General features: G+C 70.6%; 14 protein-coding genes and 1 pseudogene. 8 read left to right on the forward strand and 7 right to left on the reverse strand.

The window, feature by feature from the left end; all coding sequences use genetic code 11:
* Positions 1 to 22: 22 nt before the first annotated feature.
* Positions 23 to 760: pseudogene (rarD, locus tag OG828_RS21110) on the forward strand (EamA family transporter RarD); the annotation flags it as partial.
* On the opposite strand, the gene OG828_RS21115 reads toward rarD, so the two are convergent.
* A complete protein-coding gene (locus tag OG828_RS21115; RefSeq protein ID WP_443062424.1) occupies positions 745 to 2,256 on the reverse strand; it encodes an MFS transporter in 1,512 nt (503 codons plus the stop codon). The pseudogene rarD and the gene OG828_RS21115 sit on opposite strands and share 16 nt — an antisense overlap.
* Positions 2,257 to 2,355: 99 nt before the next feature.
* Here OG828_RS21115 and OG828_RS21120 point away from each other — a divergent pair, with 99 nt between their 5' ends.
* From OG828_RS21120 to OG828_RS21130, 3 genes are all read left to right on the forward strand, one after another.
* A complete protein-coding gene (locus OG828_RS21120; RefSeq protein WP_328501994.1) occupies positions 2,356 to 2,802 on the forward strand; it encodes a winged helix-turn-helix transcriptional regulator in 447 nt (148 codons plus the stop codon).
* A gap of 26 nt (positions 2,803 to 2,828) precedes the next feature.
* The gene (locus OG828_RS21125; protein WP_328501995.1) at positions 2,829 to 3,296 is read left to right on the forward strand and encodes a VOC family protein; all 468 of its coding nucleotides are present in this window, start codon (positions 2,829 to 2,831) and stop codon (positions 3,294 to 3,296) included.
* A 171-nt stretch (positions 3,297 to 3,467) separates the two neighbouring features.
* Positions 3,468 to 4,412 (forward strand): M28 family metallopeptidase, encoded by a 945-nt coding sequence (locus OG828_RS21130; protein ID WP_328501996.1) that lies wholly within the window; start codon positions 3,468 to 3,470, stop codon positions 4,410 to 4,412.
* A gap of 27 nt (positions 4,413 to 4,439) precedes the next feature.
* Here the strand turns inward: OG828_RS21130 and OG828_RS21135 are convergent, their stop codons facing one another.
* The gene (locus OG828_RS21135) at positions 4,440 to 5,912 is read right to left on the reverse strand and encodes a tetratricopeptide repeat protein (protein WP_328501997.1); all 1,473 of its coding nucleotides are present in this window, start codon (positions 5,910 to 5,912) and stop codon (positions 4,440 to 4,442) included.
* A 264-nt stretch (positions 5,913 to 6,176) separates the two neighbouring features.
* On the opposite strand from OG828_RS21135, the gene OG828_RS21140 reads away from it, so the two are divergent.
* The 3 genes from OG828_RS21140 to OG828_RS21150 all read left to right on the forward strand — a co-directional run bounded on the left by OG828_RS21140 (position 6,177) and on the right by OG828_RS21150 (position 8,484).
* A complete protein-coding gene (locus OG828_RS21140) occupies positions 6,177 to 6,680 on the forward strand; it encodes a DUF6668 family protein (protein ID WP_328359023.1) in 504 nt (167 codons plus the stop codon).
* Positions 6,677 to 7,810 (forward strand): amidase, encoded by a 1,134-nt coding sequence (locus tag OG828_RS21145; protein ID WP_443062510.1) that lies wholly within the window; start codon positions 6,677 to 6,679, stop codon positions 7,808 to 7,810. Before OG828_RS21140 ends, OG828_RS21145 begins: the two co-directional genes overlap by 4 nt.
* Before the next feature lie 92 nt (positions 7,811 to 7,902).
* Entirely contained in the window at positions 7,903 to 8,484 is a 582-nt protein-coding gene (locus OG828_RS21150; protein WP_328359026.1) for a flavodoxin family protein, read from the forward strand.
* Between the two features lie 16 nt (positions 8,485 to 8,500).
* On the opposite strand, the gene OG828_RS21155 is transcribed toward OG828_RS21150, so the two are convergent.
* From OG828_RS21155 to OG828_RS21175, 5 genes are all read right to left on the reverse strand, one after another.
* On the reverse strand, positions 8,501 to 9,400 hold the full coding sequence (locus OG828_RS21155; protein WP_328439050.1) for an ABC transporter permease: 900 nt from the start codon (positions 9,398 to 9,400) through the stop codon (positions 8,501 to 8,503).
* On the reverse strand, positions 9,387 to 10,361 hold the full coding sequence (locus OG828_RS21160; RefSeq protein WP_328501998.1) for an ABC transporter ATP-binding protein: 975 nt from the start codon (positions 10,359 to 10,361) through the stop codon (positions 9,387 to 9,389). The genes OG828_RS21155 and OG828_RS21160 overlap by 14 nt, the downstream gene beginning before the upstream one ends.
* Before the next feature lie 62 nt (positions 10,362 to 10,423).
* Entirely contained in the window at positions 10,424 to 11,653 is a 1,230-nt protein-coding gene (locus OG828_RS21165; protein ID WP_328359035.1) for a LolA family protein, read from the reverse strand.
* Between the two features lie 260 nt (positions 11,654 to 11,913).
* Positions 11,914 to 12,915, reverse strand: a complete 1,002-nt coding sequence (locus tag OG828_RS21170; protein ID WP_328501999.1) for a CHRD domain-containing protein — start codon at positions 12,913 to 12,915, stop codon at positions 11,914 to 11,916.
* Between the two features lie 146 nt (positions 12,916 to 13,061).
* Entirely contained in the window at positions 13,062 to 14,072 is a 1,011-nt protein-coding gene (locus OG828_RS21175; protein WP_328359041.1) for a polyprenyl synthetase family protein, read from the reverse strand.
* Positions 14,073 to 14,286: 214 nt separating this feature from the next.
* Between OG828_RS21175 and OG828_RS21180 the strand changes: the two genes are divergently transcribed.
* Positions 14,287 to 16,275 carry a CocE/NonD family hydrolase gene (locus tag OG828_RS21180; RefSeq protein ID WP_328502000.1) on the forward strand — a complete coding sequence of 663 codons (1,989 nt, stop codon included), beginning with the start codon at positions 14,287 to 14,289 and terminating at the stop codon, positions 16,273 to 16,275.
* Positions 16,276 to 16,531 lie beyond the last annotated feature (256 nt).

Consider the following 16,531-nt stretch of genomic DNA (forward strand, 5'->3'; position numbering starts at 1 on the left):
GAACGGCTTTGCGGCCTACGGGATGTGGGGGCTGTTTCCCCTCTACTTCCCCCTGCTCAAGCCGGCCGGTCCGTCCGAGGTCCTCGCCCATCGGATGGCGTGGTCCTTCGTCGTCGTCGCCGCGGTGCTTCTCGTCGTACGACGCTGGAAGTGGGCCGGAGAGCTGCTGCGGCAGCCGCGGCGGCTCGCACTCGTCTCGGTCGCCGCGGCCGTCATCGCCGTCAACTGGGGCGTCTACATCTGGGCCGTGAACAACGACCGGGTCGTCGAGGCCTCCCTCGGATACTTCATCAACCCGCTGGTCACCATCGCGATGGGCGTGCTGCTCCTGAAAGAACGGCTGCGGCCCGTGCAGTGGGCGGCGGTCGGCATCGGATTCGCCGCCGTCCTCGTCCTGACCGTCGGATACGGGCAGCCGCCGTGGATCTCCCTGATCCTCGCCTTCTCCTTCGCCACCTACGGCCTGGTGAAGAAGAAGGTCAACCTCAGCGGCCTGGAGTCGCTGACCGCGGAGACCGCGATCCAGTTCCTGCCCGCCCTCGGCTATCTGCTGTGGCTGAGCGCGCAGGGCGACTCGACGTTCACCGCCGAGGGTGCGGGGCACGCGGTACTGCTCGCCGCAACCGGCGTGGTCACCGCGCTGCCGCTGGTCTGCTTCGGCGCGGCGGCGATCCGCGTGCCCCTGTCGACGCTGGGCCTGCTGCAGTACCTGGCCCCCGTCTTCCAGTTCCTGCTCGGCGTCGCCTACTTCCGTGAGGCCATGCCGCCCGAGCGCTGGGCCGGGTTCGCGCTGGTCTGGCTCGCGCTGACGCTGCTCACCGCCGACGCCTGGCGGTCGGCGCGCAGGGTCAGGGCCGAGATCGACAGGCCCAGCACCACCATCACGACGGGCACCCAGAGCGCCGTACGGAACGCGGACAGCGTGGCCTCAGGACCCGACCCGGTCGACGCCAAGCCGTAGACCGCGGTCACCGCCGAGATCCCGATCGCCGAGCCGAACTGCGTGGCGGTGTTCAGCAGCCCGCCCGCCAGCCCCTGCTCCTCCTCGGCGACCCCGTCCGTCGCCGCGATGGTCAAGGGCCCGTACGCCAGCGCGAACGCCGTGCCCGAGATGATCAGCGTCGGGAACATCGCGGCGTACGACCAGTCCATGCCGACCGGCAGGAACAGCCCGTACGCGACGACCGCGAGCGCGAATCCGGCGACGATCACGCGGGCGTTGCCGTAGCGGGCGACCAGCTTCGGGGTGAGCGTCGGCGCCAGCACCATGTCACATCCCATGATCACCAGGGCGATCGCGGTCTGCAGCGACGACCACCCCCGCAGCTCCTGCAAGTACAGCGTCACCACGAACTGGAAGCCGAAGAAGGCGCCGACGAACAACAGCGCCCCCAGGTCGGCCCGGACGAGCGCCCCGCTGCGCAGGATGCCGAGCCGCACCAGCGGATCCGGACTACGCCGTTCGACGGCGACGAAAGCAGCGGCCAGCAGCAGCGCGGCGGCACCGGACACGGCGGTCAGCGGCCAGCCGTGCGGACCGTGCTCCAGTCGTACGACGGTATAGGCGGCCAGCAGCATCGCGCCGGCGGCGGTGAGCGCGCCGGGTAGGTCGAACCCGCGGCGGGTCTTCGACGGCGGGGCTTGCTGAGCCGTTTCCTGACGCGATGCGCCCTGCTCCACCGTCTCCTGCTGAGGCGTCTCCTGCCGCGGAATCAGCCGTACCGCCGGGACCAGCAGCGCCCCCGCCAGCAGCACCGGCGCGAAGAACACCCAGCGCCAGCCGAGCTGGGTGAGCAGGCCGCCGATGACGAGGCCGAGCGAGAAGCCGCCGGCGGCCGTGCCGGCGAAGACCAGCAGGGCCTTGTTGCGCTGCGGGCCCTCCGCGTACGACGTCGTGATCAGCGACAGCGCCGCCGGGGTCATGAACGCGGCCGACACACCGGTGACGAACCGGGCGACGACCAGCATCCAGCCCTCGGTCGCGAACCCGCCGAGGCCGGAGAAGACCAGGAAGACGGTCAGCCAGAGCAGGAACATCCGGCGCCGCCCGAGCAGGTCGGCGGCCCGTCCGCCGAGCAGGGTGAAGCCCGCGTAACCGAGCACATAGCCGCTCATCACCCAGGCCGCGGTGCCTGTGGACAGACCGAGATCGGATCGGATCGACGGGATCGCGACGGCCATCATGGCGACGTCGATGCCCTCCAGGAAGATCGTTCCGCAGAGGACGAAGAGCAGGGCCCAGGCACGGGTGCCCATGGGGACTCCTCGGGTAGGCGAAGGCACGTGTTCCGGTTACTCGGTTGAGGGTCAGTTCCCTCTTGTAACCGCCTCCAGCCTGCGGCAGCATCACAAGACATGGAAGAAGGCACTTCAAAGTCACCGAGTAACTGCGAGAGCACCATGGACTACGGCGACGCCGACCCCTTCCAGTGGGACACCCGGGAGGGCTGCGAGGTTCGGCAGATCCTCGACCGCGTCGCCGACAAGTGGTCGCTGCTCGTCATCGCCCTGCTGGAGAACCGGCGGCTGCGCTTCACCGAGCTGCGCCGCGAGATCGACGGCGTCAGCCAGCGCATGCTGACCGTGACCCTGCGCCAGCTGGAGCGGGACGGGCTGGTGAAGCGGACGGTGCATCCGGTCGTCCCGCCACGGGTGGAGTACGAACTCACTCCGCTGGGCGGAACGCTGCACGCCACCATCCGGTCGCTGGTGGCGTGGACGGAACAGCATCAACAGGAGATCGCGGCGGCGCGGGCGGCGTACGACCGGCGCGAGGCCGCGGCCGTTCAGGACAGCCGCTGACCGGAAGCGCGGCTATAAGTGGACTCATGACTGAGAGCACTCCCACACCCGTCCACTGGAAGCTCGTCATCGACTGCGCCAACCCGCAGTCCCAGGCCGACTTCTGGGCCGCCGCGCTCCACTACAAGGTCGAGGACAACAACGCCTTCATCGAACGCCTCCTCGAACTCGGCGTCCTGCCGCGCGAGGCGACCGTCGAGTTCCACGCCCGGCTCGCCTTCCGGGACCTGGTCGGCGTACGGCATCCGGACGATCCGTACGACGAGGACAACGGCGCCGGACTGGGGCGCCGGCTGCTGTTCCAGCGCGTACCCGAGGCCAAGTCCGTCAAGAACCGGCTCCACCTCGATCTGCACCCCGGCAAGGGGCGGCGCGCGGAGGAGGTCGAGCGGCTGCGGGAGCTGGGCGCGAGCGTGCAGCGGGAGGTGAAGGAGCCCGGCGGGGAGTGGGCCGTGATGACCGATCCCGAGGGGAACGAGTTCTGCGTGCAGTGATCGGCCCGCCGACCTGCCAGTCGATCTACCCGCTGCCGCCCGATATACGAACACATCTGTCCTGATAGCGCTCTTGACGGAGCGTCAGCCGGAGCTTCACCATCCAGGCACCCCATTCACGGTGGGATCCAGGAATCACCTGTGATCCCCAAGGAATTCGGAGCCCCCCACATGAAGCTCTCGGTTCCCGGACGCGTCACGGCCACCGCCGTCGTCGCGGCCGCATCCCTCCTGGTCGGCGGATCCATAGCCGGGGCGGCCCCCGCACCCGCGGTGGCCGCCGCCCCCGACATCCCCGTGGCCGGCGTCAAGGCGCACCTCGCCCAGCTCCAGTCCATCGCCACCGCCAACGGCGGCAACCGGGCGCACGGCCGGGCCGGTTACAAGGCCTCGCTCGACTATGTGAAGGCCAAGCTGGACGCCGCCGGTTACACCACGGCCGTCCAGCAGTTCACGTCCTCCGGCCGCACCGGCTACAACCTGATCGCGGACTGGCCGGGCGGCGACACCAACCAGGTCGTCATGGCCGGCTCGCACCTCGACAGCGTCACCTCAGGGGCCGGCATCAACGACAACGGATCGGGCTCGGCGGCGGTCCTGGAGACCGCGCTGGCCGTGTCCCGCGCGAACCACCAGCCCACAAAGCATCTGCGGTTCGCCTGGTGGGGCGCGGAGGAACTGGGCCTCGTCGGTTCCCGGCACTACGTCAACAACCTGTCCTCGGCGAACCGGGCGAAGATCAGCGGCTACCTCAACTTCGACATGATCGGCTCGCCCAACGCCGGCTACTTCGTCTACGACGACGATCCGGCGATCGAGAAGACCTTCAAGGACTACTTCACCGGCCTCGGCGTCCCCACGGAGATAGAGACCGAGGGCGACGGACGCTCCGACCACGCGCCGTTCAAGAGCGCGGGCGTGCCGGTGGGCGGGCTGTTCACCGGCGCGAGCCGAGCCAAGACGGCGGCGCAGGCGGCCAAGTGGGGCGGTACGTCGGGGCAGGCGTTCGACCGCTGCTACCACTCGTCCTGCGACACGACGTCCAACATCAACGACACCGCGCTGGACCGGAACAGCGACGCCATCGCGCACGCCGTGTGGGAGCTGTCCTCTTAGGAGTCCAATTAGGAGTCCAAGCTCCGGTCAGGAGTTCAGGGTCCGGGCGCGCTCGGCCAGACGGTCCATCCGCGCCCGGGCCGACTCGAGTTGCTCGATGTCCTCGGCTGCGGGACCGTCCTCCGCCGTGAGCTCGCTCCACAGGCCGATCAGGTCCCGGCCCAGCAGCAGGCCCTGCTCCGGGTCGCGTACCGCCCGCCAGGCGGTCGCCGCGCTCTGCACATTGCCGTACGCGGCCTCCGCGTCGTGGGCCCGGCTGCGGATCCTGGCCAGGTCGAGGGAGAGGCCGAAGGCATGAACCGGGTCGCCCGCCAAGTAGGCGACGTAGGCAGTGAGTTCACGCAGCCGCAGCACTTCCGGGTGCTCCGGCCCCAGCGTCCCCGACGCCTCCGCCACCGTCTCCGCCGCCAACTCCGCGGCCGACTCGATCCGCCCCTCCCTGACCGCCTCCCCGATCCGCCCGACCGGCTCCGCGAGTTGAGCCCCCTCGTCCCCATGCGCCCCGGCCAGCGGGTCGTCCCCCAGCACCGCCTCGGCCACCGCGTCGAACCCGCGGGGCGGGGTCGGCTTGGCCTCAGGGTCGAGGTCGAGGGCGGAGGTGTAGGGCGAGGGCGCGTCGACGGGTGGCTGCGGTTTGTGGTGGTGGGGCGGGAGAGGTTGGGAGGTCGGGGAAGGGAGGGGCGTGGGGTCCTTGAGGGCTGGGGGCGGGAGGGGCTGGGCGTCTTGGGACGGGAGGGGCTGGGCGTCCGGGGTTGAGGGCCAGGGCGAGGGCGCGTCCATCGCCGGCGGCGGGCCGAATTCGCCCATCGGTGGTGCGACCGTGCCGGGCGGAGTGTCCTGCACCGACTCCGGCAGGGTGCGCAGGCGGAAGGTGGGGGCCGCGTCGCGGGGCGCCTGCGGCTGCGGCTGCGATTCCGGTACGGCGCGCAGCACGTGCGTGGACCTGTCGCGGGGCGGCGCGGGCGGACCGGGAGGGGGAGGCGGCGGTACGGCGTCTCGTACAGCATCCGCTGCGGGCACGTCCCCTGCGGATACGCCTCCAGGGGATACGACCCCCTGCGCCGACCCTCGCGCGGCGTCCCCGGTGGATACGCCCTCCCGCATCGGCTGCGACTCCCCCACCGTCCCCGAACCCACTGCCGTCCCCGTCCCCGAACTCGAACCCGTCACCGCCCCCACTCCCACCCGCACCGGCTCCCCCCTGAACTGCGTGGAGCCGTCGCCGTTCATCTGGAGCGGGACGACGTAGCCGATGCGCTCGTCGTGGATGGTGGCGTGGACGGGGTGGCCGGTGGCGAGGGCGATGCGGTGGAGGTGGTTGAGGACGGTGTGCTGGAGTTCCTCGCCGGGAGCGGGGACGACGGGGACACCGCCGACCGATGCGGTGCCCGCGCCCGGCCCCGCCACGGGGACGTGGACGTCGATGGGGGCCACCGCGGGGCCCGCCGGCTGAGCGGCGTGCTTCTGTTCCCGCTTCTTGTCGCGGCTGAGTCGAGACATCGTTCCCTCACTCGGATGTGTCGGGTCGTCCGCGGACGGGGCGTTCGGCTACGGGTTCGGTTTCCATGGTGCCCCCCGCCCCGCGGTCTCCGCTTCCGTGCCCCCCGACAGCAAGATCCGGTCGTACACGTACTGTTGAGTAGTCTCTCCGCTCGCCTCCGGTTCCCACGTCACCAGGGCGTCACAGCCTCGTCCCAGAGCTCACGCCCGTCGTGGAGCCGGCGCAGGCGGGGTGATCGGCGGATCGGGAGGACGGAGTGGGGCATGCGGACGGATGTGCAGCTGGGGCCGGAGATCTGGCTCCGCGGCCCGGTGGCCGTGACGGAGCCGGAGGGTCCCGCGCATCCCGGTGCCACGGCCCGGCGTTTCTCCTGGGTCGGCACGCACGGCGGGGCGGGCGTCACCACGCTGGCCGGCGTCTACGGCGGCCAGGACTGCGGACGTGACTGGCCCGGCCCCGATGATCCGCGGTCGGTGCTGCTCGTCGCCCGCACCCACGCGACCGGCCTGACGTCCGCCCTGCACGCCGTGGAGGTCTTCCGGCGCGGGGAGGCCCCGCAGGGACTCGACCTCGACGCCGTCGTCCTCGTCGCGGACGCCCCCGGCCGGCTGCCGCGCCCGCTCGCCCGGCAGGTCAAGGTGATCGAGTCGGTGATCGACGTGTACCGCGTGCCGTGGGTGCAGAGCTGGCGCCTGGGCGACCTGAGCGGGACGCCGCCGCGCGAGACCGCGGCCCTGGCGAGGCTCACGGAGGTACGGACTCGCTGACCGCCACCGAGATCGCCGCCGCCGTACGGTCGGGGACGCTGCGCGCCGTCGATGTCGTAGCGGAGTCGCTGGAGCGGATCCGGCAGGCCGAGCCCGAGCTGTGCGCCTTCGTCGAGGTGTGGGGCGAGGAGGCGCTGCGGCGGGCGGGCGAGGTGGACGTACGGGTCGCCGCGGGCGAGCGGCTGCCGCTGGCCGGGGTGCCGATCGGCGTGAAGGGGCGGCGGCACGGGCTGCGTACGGCGGCTCCGCTGGTCGAGGCCGGGTGCGTCCCCGTGGGTGCCACGTCCGTTCCCGGGCCCGGAACTCCCTGGCAGACCTGGGGACTTGGCGCATACGGCCGTACCGTCAATCCCTGGCGCTCCGACCGCACCCCCGGTGGTTCCTCGGCCGGTTCCGCCGCCGCGGTGGCCGCGGGTCTGGTGCCGCTGGCGACCGGCAGCGACGGGGCGGGGTCGGTGCGTATCCCCGCCGCCTGGTGCGGGATCGTCGGCCTGAAGACGACGAACACCGACCGTACGGGGCTCACGGCAGCCGGGGTGCTGGCGCGGTGTGCGGAGGATGCGGCGGCGTACTGGCGGATCATGGCCGGGGAACAACAACCATCGGACTCCGAAGCACCCGCGCCGACCGCCGTCTGGTCCCCCGACCTCGGCTTCGCGGCCCCCGATCCGGACCTCGTCGCGATCGCCCGCACGGCGGCGCGGCACCTCGCCGACACCGGAGTCGTACGACCCGTCCGAGCCACCCTCCGTCTCGAAGACCCCGCCCCCGCCTGGCTCGCCCTCCGCACCCCCGGCGCCGACCCCGCCGCCGCCCACCGCCTCCGCGCGGAGAACGACCGCCGCCTCGACGCCCTCTTCGCGGACGCGGACGTCTTGCTGACCCCGACCACCCCGAACCCGCCGCACGGCCACGAAGGCCCGGGCGACCGCTACTCCACGGCGCTCACCTGGGCGTTCAACCTCAGCGGCCATCCGGCGCTCAGTCTCCCGGCCGGTTTCGGCGCCGACGGCTGTCCGGTCGGGCTTCAGCTGGTGGCAGGGCGCGGCCGGGAGGCGTTGCTGCTGGGGGTGGCGCGGGAGGCGGAGGGGCGAGCCGGATTGCGGGCGCGGCCGGCACCGTACAAGTGACACATGGACCCATGGCCCCATGGACATTTAGATGTGTGCGCATATACTGCGTACGCAAGTAGCCGTCGTACGCCGACCAAGTGGGGGATGTCATGAGCCGCCGTTTCCTGTTCCTGCTGGGCAGCAGCCGCAGCGAGGGCAACACCGAACTGCTGGCCCGCAAGGCCGCCGAGCAGTTGCCCGCGGACGTCGAGCAGGAGTGGATCGACCTCGCCGCCCGTCCGCTGCCCGACTACGAGGATCTGCGGCACGACAGCGACCATGTCCGCCCCACGGAGGGCAACACGGGGTTCCTGCTGGACGCGACGCTTTCGGCGACGGACATCGTGATCGCCTCGCCGCTGTACTGGTACTCGGTGTCCGCCCCCACCAAGCGCTACCTCGACTACTGGGCGGGCTGGCTGCGCACCCCCGGCCTCGACTTCAAGGCGACGCTGGCCGGGCGCACCCTCTGGGGCGTCACCGCGCTCGCGCACGAAGAGCGGGAGGTCGCCGACCCGCTGATCGGCACCCTCAACAACTCGGCCGCCTACATGGGGATGCGCTTCGGCGGCGTCCTGCTCGGCAACGGCAGCAAGCCCGGTGACGTCCTCAAGGACACCGAGGCACTCGCCCACGCCAAGACGTTCTTCGCGCGGGAGGCGCCGCTCGCGCGCTTCCCGTACGACAGCTGACTTCTACAGCCGACTTCTACGCAGTGACGTCCTTCGTCGTGAACCGCGCCCAGGCGGCCGCCCCGAACACCGCGGCGTAGAGGCCTTGCAGGCCGAGGTTCTTCACCAGGTCGTCCCAGTAGATCGGGTCGCGCATGAGGTCGGCGAAGGACAGCCAGTAGTGGGAGAAGAAGTACGGCTGGAGTGCGTGCAGTTGCGGTATCTGGTCGAGGATCTGGACGGTGATCAGCAGACCGACCGTCGTCGCCATCGCCGCGATGCCGCTGTTGGTGAGCGTGGAGACGAACAGGCCGAGGGCCGCCACGCCCGTCAGTGACGCGGCGACGACCAGGGCGATCAGCAGGGCTCGGCCCAGGCCCTCGGTGAAGCCGATCTGGGTTCCCGAGATCGTCGTGAGGTCCCCCAGCGGGAAGAGCAGCGCGCCGACCGTGAGCGCCGAGACCGCGACGACCAGTGTGGCCACCAGGCAGAAAGCCATTGTGGTCGCGTACTTGGTGAGCAGCAGGCGGGTGCGGCCGGCCGGGGCGACGAGCAGATAGCGCAGCGTTCCCGCGTTGGCCTCGCCGGCGATCGCGTCGCCCGCGATGACGCCGATGGCCATCGGCAGGAAGAAGGGGAGCGTCGCGGCCAGCGCGGTGAAGACCAGGAAGAGGCCGTTGTTGGTGATCTGCGAGATGAAGGCCGGCCCCTCTCCACCGCCGCCTCCTCCGCCGACCCCGGAGCCGTCGCTCGTCTCGATCTTGACGGCGATCCCGACCAGGACGGGTACGGCGGCCAGGACACCGAGAAGCGCGAGCGTGCGCCAGCGCCGGAACGTCGTCACCAGCTCGCTGCGGAGGAGACCGAAGGTCCAGAGCGGGCTCTGTTTCCGGGGAACTCGGACCTCGCTCGACCCGGCCAACTCAGCCCGCGACATCGAAGCCCTCCCCCGTCAGCGCCACGAACGCGTCCTCCAGGGAAGCCCGTTCGACCCCGAACCCGCGGACCCGGACCCCCGCCGTCACCAACGCGGCGTTCACCTCGGCGAGGTCACGCTCGGGCGGTTCCGCGGTGACCCGGTCGTCCTCGACGGTGACGTCCGAGGCGCCCTGTTCCTTGAGTACCCGGGCCGCGTCGCCCGCGTCCGGGGTGGTGACGACGAGCCGGCCCCGTATCCCGGCCGCCAGGTCCGCCACCGCGCCCTGTGTGATCAGCCGCCCCTGCGCCATCACGGCGGCATGGCTGCAGACCTGCTCGATCTCGTCCAGCAGATGGGAGGAGAGGAAGACGGTCGTGCCGTCGGAGGCCAACTCCCTGATCAGGGAACGAATCTCACGCATGCCTTGCGGGTCGAGCCCGTTCGTCGGCTCGTCGAGGACGAGGAGACGGCGGGGCTGGAGCAGGGCGGCGGCGAGACCCAGCCGCTGCTTCATGCCGAGCGAGTACGCCTTCGCCTTCTTGCTCCCTGCCGCTGTCAGGCCCACCCGGTCGAGCGCCGCCGCAACGCGTGCACGCCGGGTGCGCGGGTCGGCGGTCGGGTCGGCGGCGTCGTACCGGATGAGGTTGTCGCGGCCGGAGAGGAAGCCGTACAGCGCGGGCCCCTCGATCAGGGCGCCGACGTGCGGCAGTACGGCGCGCGTGCCCCGGGGCATGGGCTGCCCGAGCACGCGTGCCGTGCCGGAGGTCGGCTCGATGAGGCCCATCAGCATGCGGATGGTGGTGGTCTTGCCGGAGCCGTTGGGACCGAGGAAGCCGAAGACGCTGCCCGCCGGGACGGTCAGATCCAGGCCGTCGACGGCGAGCTGCCCTCCACGGAAGCGCTTGGTGAGCGCACGGGTCCGGATGACCTCGTCACCCACACCCTCCGTGTCCGGCTCCGTCGCGGGCGGCTCGTCCATCGGCTCCCTCGATTCGTCGTACGCGTACGGTACGTCGCGTACGAGGGTTCTGTGTACGGCTGTTACTTGCCCGCGTCGGCCGCCTTCACCAGGGCGTCCTTCGTGACCGCGCCGACGTAGATCTTGCCGTCGTCCGTCATCAGGGCGTTGACCAGGCGGGTCTTGAAGACCGTGCCCTCGCCGAACTTGCCGGTCACCTTGTCGCCGAGGGAGTCGAGGAAGCCCCCGAACTCGCCGCCGACCTCGGAGCCGGAGGGCATGCCCTCGCCGCCGGTCTCGATGACGGCGATGGAGTTCCAGCCCTCGCCTATGATCTTCGGCTCGCCCTCGGGCGCCACCTTCTCGTCCGGAGCCTTGAAGTCCTCCGGGGCCCCGAAGTTGCCCGGAGCCCGGCCGTGCTCCCCGGCCGCGACGTCGCCCTCCTCCGTGACCTTCGCACCCTTGGGCGGGGTGAAGTCGAAGGTCGAGGCGGCCGGCTTGGCGAAGGTGACCTGGGTGAAGCCCGCGTCCACCACGGCGGAGCCGCCGCTCGCCGGGGTCAGCGTGAACTTCAGCGGCAGACCGGTCTTGGCGTCCACGCCTACGGTGATCGCACCGACCGTGGAGCCGGAGTCCTTCGGCTTGATGAGCAGCCGGTAGGCGTCCCGGCCCGCGATCTGCGCGGTGCCGTCGACGGTCACGGACGTCGTGTCGTCGACCGACTTCAGGGCCTCCTCGGCGAGCTCCTGGGGCGTGGCCGGGACGTCTTCCTTCGACTTCCCGTCCGCGCTTTCGGAGGCGGTGCCGTGGTAGACCTCGTTGGACGCGCTGTCGTAGCCCCAGACGTCCTTGCCGTTGTGGATCAGGCTGTACTCGGCGGCGTTCTGCAGCAGCGAGATTTTGTGCTTGTCCTCGCCGTCGGCGGCGACGCGCACGGTGTGCGTGCCGGACGCCAGCTCCATGAGCTTGGAGCTCGGGTCGGCGGACGAGCCCTCGCCCGACTGCGTCGCCCCGGACATCAGGCTGCTCTCCAGGCCGCCGAGGTCCGGCAGCCCCAGGTCCGTGCTGATCTTCACCGTGCCGGACAGCTGCTCCACGTCCGATGCGGCGATCTTCTCGATGAGTTGCTGCGCGCTGATCTTGGGCAGGTCGGGGTCGCCGGAGTCGGCGATCGCCGGGACGAGCCCGATGGTCGCCGCCGCCACGCCCACCACCGCGACGGGAACGACGTACCGCGCGGCCTTGCGGCGTCCGGCGCGAAGGTCGTCGACCTCGCCGGCGGTCGTGCTGTCGTCGGATTCGTACGGTGCCATGTGTGCCTTACCTCCGTCGTAGCGGCGGCTGTCGCTTGATCGCACTCGTCCCACCCTGAGCCGCCATTCTCACCCGAATCGGTGAGGAGTGGTGTTTTCCGTGGTCTCCAGTTGACCAAATCCGCCCGAGGTATACGTCAACCTGCGGAGCCAACTCCGCGTACTGCTGCGGTATGACGCGGAAGGGCGGCGCCTCCCCCGACCCGTAGGGGTCGTGCGGGGAAGACGCCGCCCGTCGGAGTGGATCAGCGCCACGTGGGTCAGCGCTGAATGAACACGTAGTCCGCCTGGTAGGGCACGCCCACGATGGCACCCGGCTCGCAGGAGCCGGCCGGGGCGACGCCGCCGACGGTGTTCAGCCGCAGGATCTCCGCGGTGTCGGCGAGGAGCCCGCGGTGCTTGCCGGACTGGGTGGCCTTGAGGTCCAGCTCCGGGATGTTCTTGTCGCCGTTGGGCGTCCTGCTGATGACCGATCCGGTGACGGCGCTGCGGTCGGGCGCGATCCACTGCGGCGTACCGGAGTTGGGCTCGACGAAGGAGTGCGCGATCGGTCCGGCCAGGAGGGCGCTGACGTCCCGTTGGGCGAAGGCGTACCCGCCGCCCTCGGCCGGCTTGCACTCGTAGATCTGCTTGCCCTTGAGGACGGATGCCTGGAAGTTGTCGAGCGCGTCGCGGAAATCGAACGCCGTGGTCACCTTGTGCAGCTGGCCGCGGACGGCTCCGCCCGGGAACTCGGCCGTGTGCAGGTTGGCGTAGAACGAACCCGGGTCGGACTTCAGCGAGTTGAGCAGGGCGGCGTCGTCGACCTTGACGGTGCCGGTGACGGTCTTGCCCTTGGCGCCCGCGAGCAGCTTGGTGAAGTCGACCTTGACGCCGCCGTTCGTGCCCTTGGCGCCCTGGTGGATGTGGAGCAGGGTCGGCTTGTCGGTGCCGCGCCACTTCACGGCGACGGACACCTTGTCGCCCTTCACCTTCACGAACTGGAGCGCGGCGCCGTCCTTGTCCCCGACGGCCGGACCGCCCGCCACGGGCACCTCGTTGGCGCCCCGCAGACTGGCGGCGAGGATGGTCCCGCCCTTGCCGCCCGCCACGGTGCCGCTCTGGCTCACGATGCCTGCGCCTCCGGTGTGCCCCGCGTGGTCGGCGCGGTTGCCTCCGGCGGCGAAGGCAGGAATCACCGCGGCGGCGACACCACCGGCGGCGGCCACCGCGACAGCGGTGACGATCAGGCTCTTACGGCGCAGTGAGAACGTCGCATTCATGCCCATGATTCTTTTGTCTCCCCGTATTGCAGCTGACGCCCCCTGCGTCAGCTTCTGGGCATGAATACGGAAGCGATCTCAGTCTGGACTCAGTCCAGCAGTGTGACCTGCGTCACGCCGCAAGTCCCCGCTGCTCAGCGCCGGAATCAACCCGCCCGATGCACCACGGCGTCGCACAACTCCAGCAGCGCCGCCTTCGCATCGCACTCCGGCAACGGAGCCAGCGCGGCCCGCGCGTCCTCCGCATACCGCACCGTGTCCCGCCGCGCCTGCTCCAGCGCGGGATGCCCGCGCAGGCCCGCGAGCGCCTCTGCGAGCCGCGCGTCGTCACTCAGGTCGGAGTCCAGCAGCTCGCACAGCGCGACGTCGTCGGCCAGCCCCAGGCGGGCCGCCCGCTCCCGCAGCCTCAGCACCGGAAGTGTCGGAATCCCCTCGCGCAGATCGGTCCCCGGCGTCTTCCCGGACTCGTGCGAGTCGGAGGCGATGTCCAGTACGTCGTCGGCGAGCTGGAAGGCGACCCCGAGCCGCTCCCCGTACTGCGTCAGCACGTCGATCATCGTCTCGTCGGCGCCCGACATCATCGCCCCGAACCGGCACGACACCGCGACCAGCGACCCGGTCTTCCCGCTCAGCACATCCAAGTAGTGCTCGACCGGATCCCGGCCGTCCGTCGGGCCGGCCGTCTCCAGGATCTGTCCGGTCACCAGCCGCTCGAACGCCTCCGCCTGCACCCGCACCGCCTCCGGACCGAGATCGGCGAGGGTGTGCGAGGCGCGCGCGAAGAGGAAGTCACCGGTGAGCACGGCGACCGAGTTGCCCCAGCGGACGTTCGCGCTGGGCACCCCTCGTCGTACGGCCGCCTCGTCCATCACGTCGTCGTGGTACAGCGTCGCGAGGTGCGTCAGCTCGACGACCACGGCGGACGGCACGACCCCCGGTGCGTACGGGTCCCCGAACTGCGCGGAGAGCATCACGAGCAGTGGCCGGAAGCGCTTGCCGCCGGCCCGCACCAGATGCTGCGCGGCCTCGGTGATGAACGGGACCTCACTCTTGGTGGCTTCGAGCAACCCTTCCTCGACAGCCGCCAATCCGGCCTGGACATCGGCTTCCAGAGCCTGGTCCCGCACGCTCAGCCCGAACGGCCCGACGACGGTCACGAGGGGTCTCCTGTCTGCTGGTGTCCACTGGCGTTTACACGGTTTGTCGATAGGTCGCTGCCATCACTCAAGTCAGCGTATCCGGTCACCTTTCGATCACCGATGCCCACCCACCCGTGCACCACGGGCGGTATCGGATCACGACCGGTATGTTTTCGATCATCTGAAAAGAATGGATATCTATCGACTTACCCGGAAGTAGGGAGGTGTGTCCATGAACATCCGCACGTCCTTCCCCTACGAGACGACTCACGAGGACCTCCGTATCCCTCTGTCGGACGGGACCCTGCTCTACGCGCGCGTGTGGCGCCCGCTCACCGACGAGCCCGTGCCGGCGCTCCTCGAATACCTCCCGTACCGCCTGACCGACTGGACCGCCCCGCGCGACTTCCAGCGCCACCCCTGGTACGCGGGCCACGGCTACGCCTCCGTCCGGGTCGACGTGCGCGGGCACGGCAACAGTGAAGGCGTGCCGGGCGACGAGTACGCGGTGACGGAGCTGGCAGATGGCGTGGAGGTGGTCAACTGGCTGGCGGCGCAGCCCTGGTGCGACGGCAAGGTGGGCATGTTCGGCATCTCCTGGGGCGGCTCCAACTCCCTCCAGATCGCGGCCCTCGCGCCCGAGCCGCTCAAGGCGATCGTGACCGTCTGCGCGACGGACGATCGCTATGACAACGACGTGCACTACGTGGGAGGTTCCGTCCTCGCAGTGGACATGCACGCCCGGGCCGCCACCCTGCTCGCCTTCGCCTCTCGGCCGCCCGATCCGCGGTACGCCGGCGAGGCCTGGCGCGAGATGTGGGTCGAGCGCCTGGAGGCTGTCCAGCCGCTCATCCACACCTGGCTCACCCACCAGACCCGAGACCGGTACTGGCGCCACGGCAGCGTCTGCGAGGACTACGGCGCGATCAAGGCGGCCGTCCTCGCGGTGGGCGGCTGGCACGACCCGTACCGCGACACCGTGCTGCGGCTCGTCGAGCACCTCCCGCCCGATCGCGTACGAGGACTGATCGGCCCCTGGTCGCACCAGTACCCCGATCGCGGCCTGCCACCCGGCCCGGCGATCGGCTTCCTCCAGGAGACGCTGCACTGGTGGGACCACTGGCTCAAGGGCAAGGGGGAACTCCCCGAGCCCCTGCTGCGCGCCTACGTCACCGACTCCCACCACCCCGCCACGGTGTACGGCACCCTGCCCGGCCGCTGGGTCGGCGAGCCCGCGTGGCCCTCCCCTAACGTGACGACAGTGACGTACGCCTGTCAGGGCGCCCCCGTCCTCGTACGGTCGCCGATGCACACCGGGGTCGACGCCGGCCGCTTCCTTCCCATCGGCAACGACGCCGACCTGCCGCCGGACCAGCGGGAGGAGGACGCGCGGTCGGTGTGCTTCGAGTTTCCGGTGGCCGAGGAGACGTGGGTGCTGGGGCGGGCGCGGGTGGGGCTGCGGGTGACTGCTCAGGCGCCGCGGGGGCAGATCGTGGCGAGGGTGTGTGACGTAGCGCCGGACGGCTCGTCGACCCTGGTCACGCGTGGAGCGCTGAACCTCTCGGCACGAGCGGGCCGCGACCGGACCGTGTCGTGGACGCCGGGCACCACCGAAGAGGTGACCTTCGAGCTGAATGCCATCGGCCATGTCTTCCCGCCCGGCCACCGCATCCGGCTCGCCGTCTCCTCCGCGTACTGGCCGTGGATCTGGCCGCAGCCCGAGTCCGCGGCGGGCTTCACCCTGGACCCGGCGGGCTGCTTCCTCGAACTGCCCGTACGGAAGCGCGAATTCGACTGGAATATCCGTTTCGAGGAGCCCGAGCAGGCCGAGCCGCTGGGCGTCAACTTCCCCGCCACGCTCGACGAGCCGCGCCCCGAGCGCCTGGTGGTGCGGGACGTCACGAGCGGCGTGTGGCGCCTTGAGGTCGACCCGAGGTACGGCGGCACGCGCGTCCACCCCGACGGGCTGGAGTGCACCGAGGACGCGCTGGAGACGTACGCGATCGACGAGGCGGATCCGCTGTCGGCCCGCACCCGCTCGGACTGGTCGATCCGGCTGCACCGCCCGGAACAGGGCTGGGACACCACGGTCCGCACCCGATCGGAGATCAGCTGCGACGGGGACCACTTCACCACCTCCGACGAGGTGATCTGCACGGAGGGCGGCCAGGTGGTCTTCCATCGGACCTGGGAGAAGCGCATCCCGCGAACGGCCGGTTAATAAAGCCCTCTTGAGCTGATTGCCCGTTTTGCCGCGCTTGCGATCACGCGTGATGTGACTCACGTCCCGGCCTGCACAGAAAACACACAGGCACCCGTCGATCCGCCTTCCGTCATGGCGAGTTGGGCTTGGCGAGTGCAAAGGATCAAGCGGCACATTCGCCGCACACCAAGGTCAATAGGTGCGATGTGTGAATCCGGTACTTGTTTCGGACATGTGCTCTCGCATACGTTCCCGGCCTGTCGGGCGGACGCCG

Source organism: Streptomyces sp. NBC_00457 (genome assembly GCF_036014015.1).
In the GTDB taxonomy this organism is placed as follows: Bacteria; Actinomycetota; Actinomycetes; order Streptomycetales; family Streptomycetaceae; genus Streptomyces.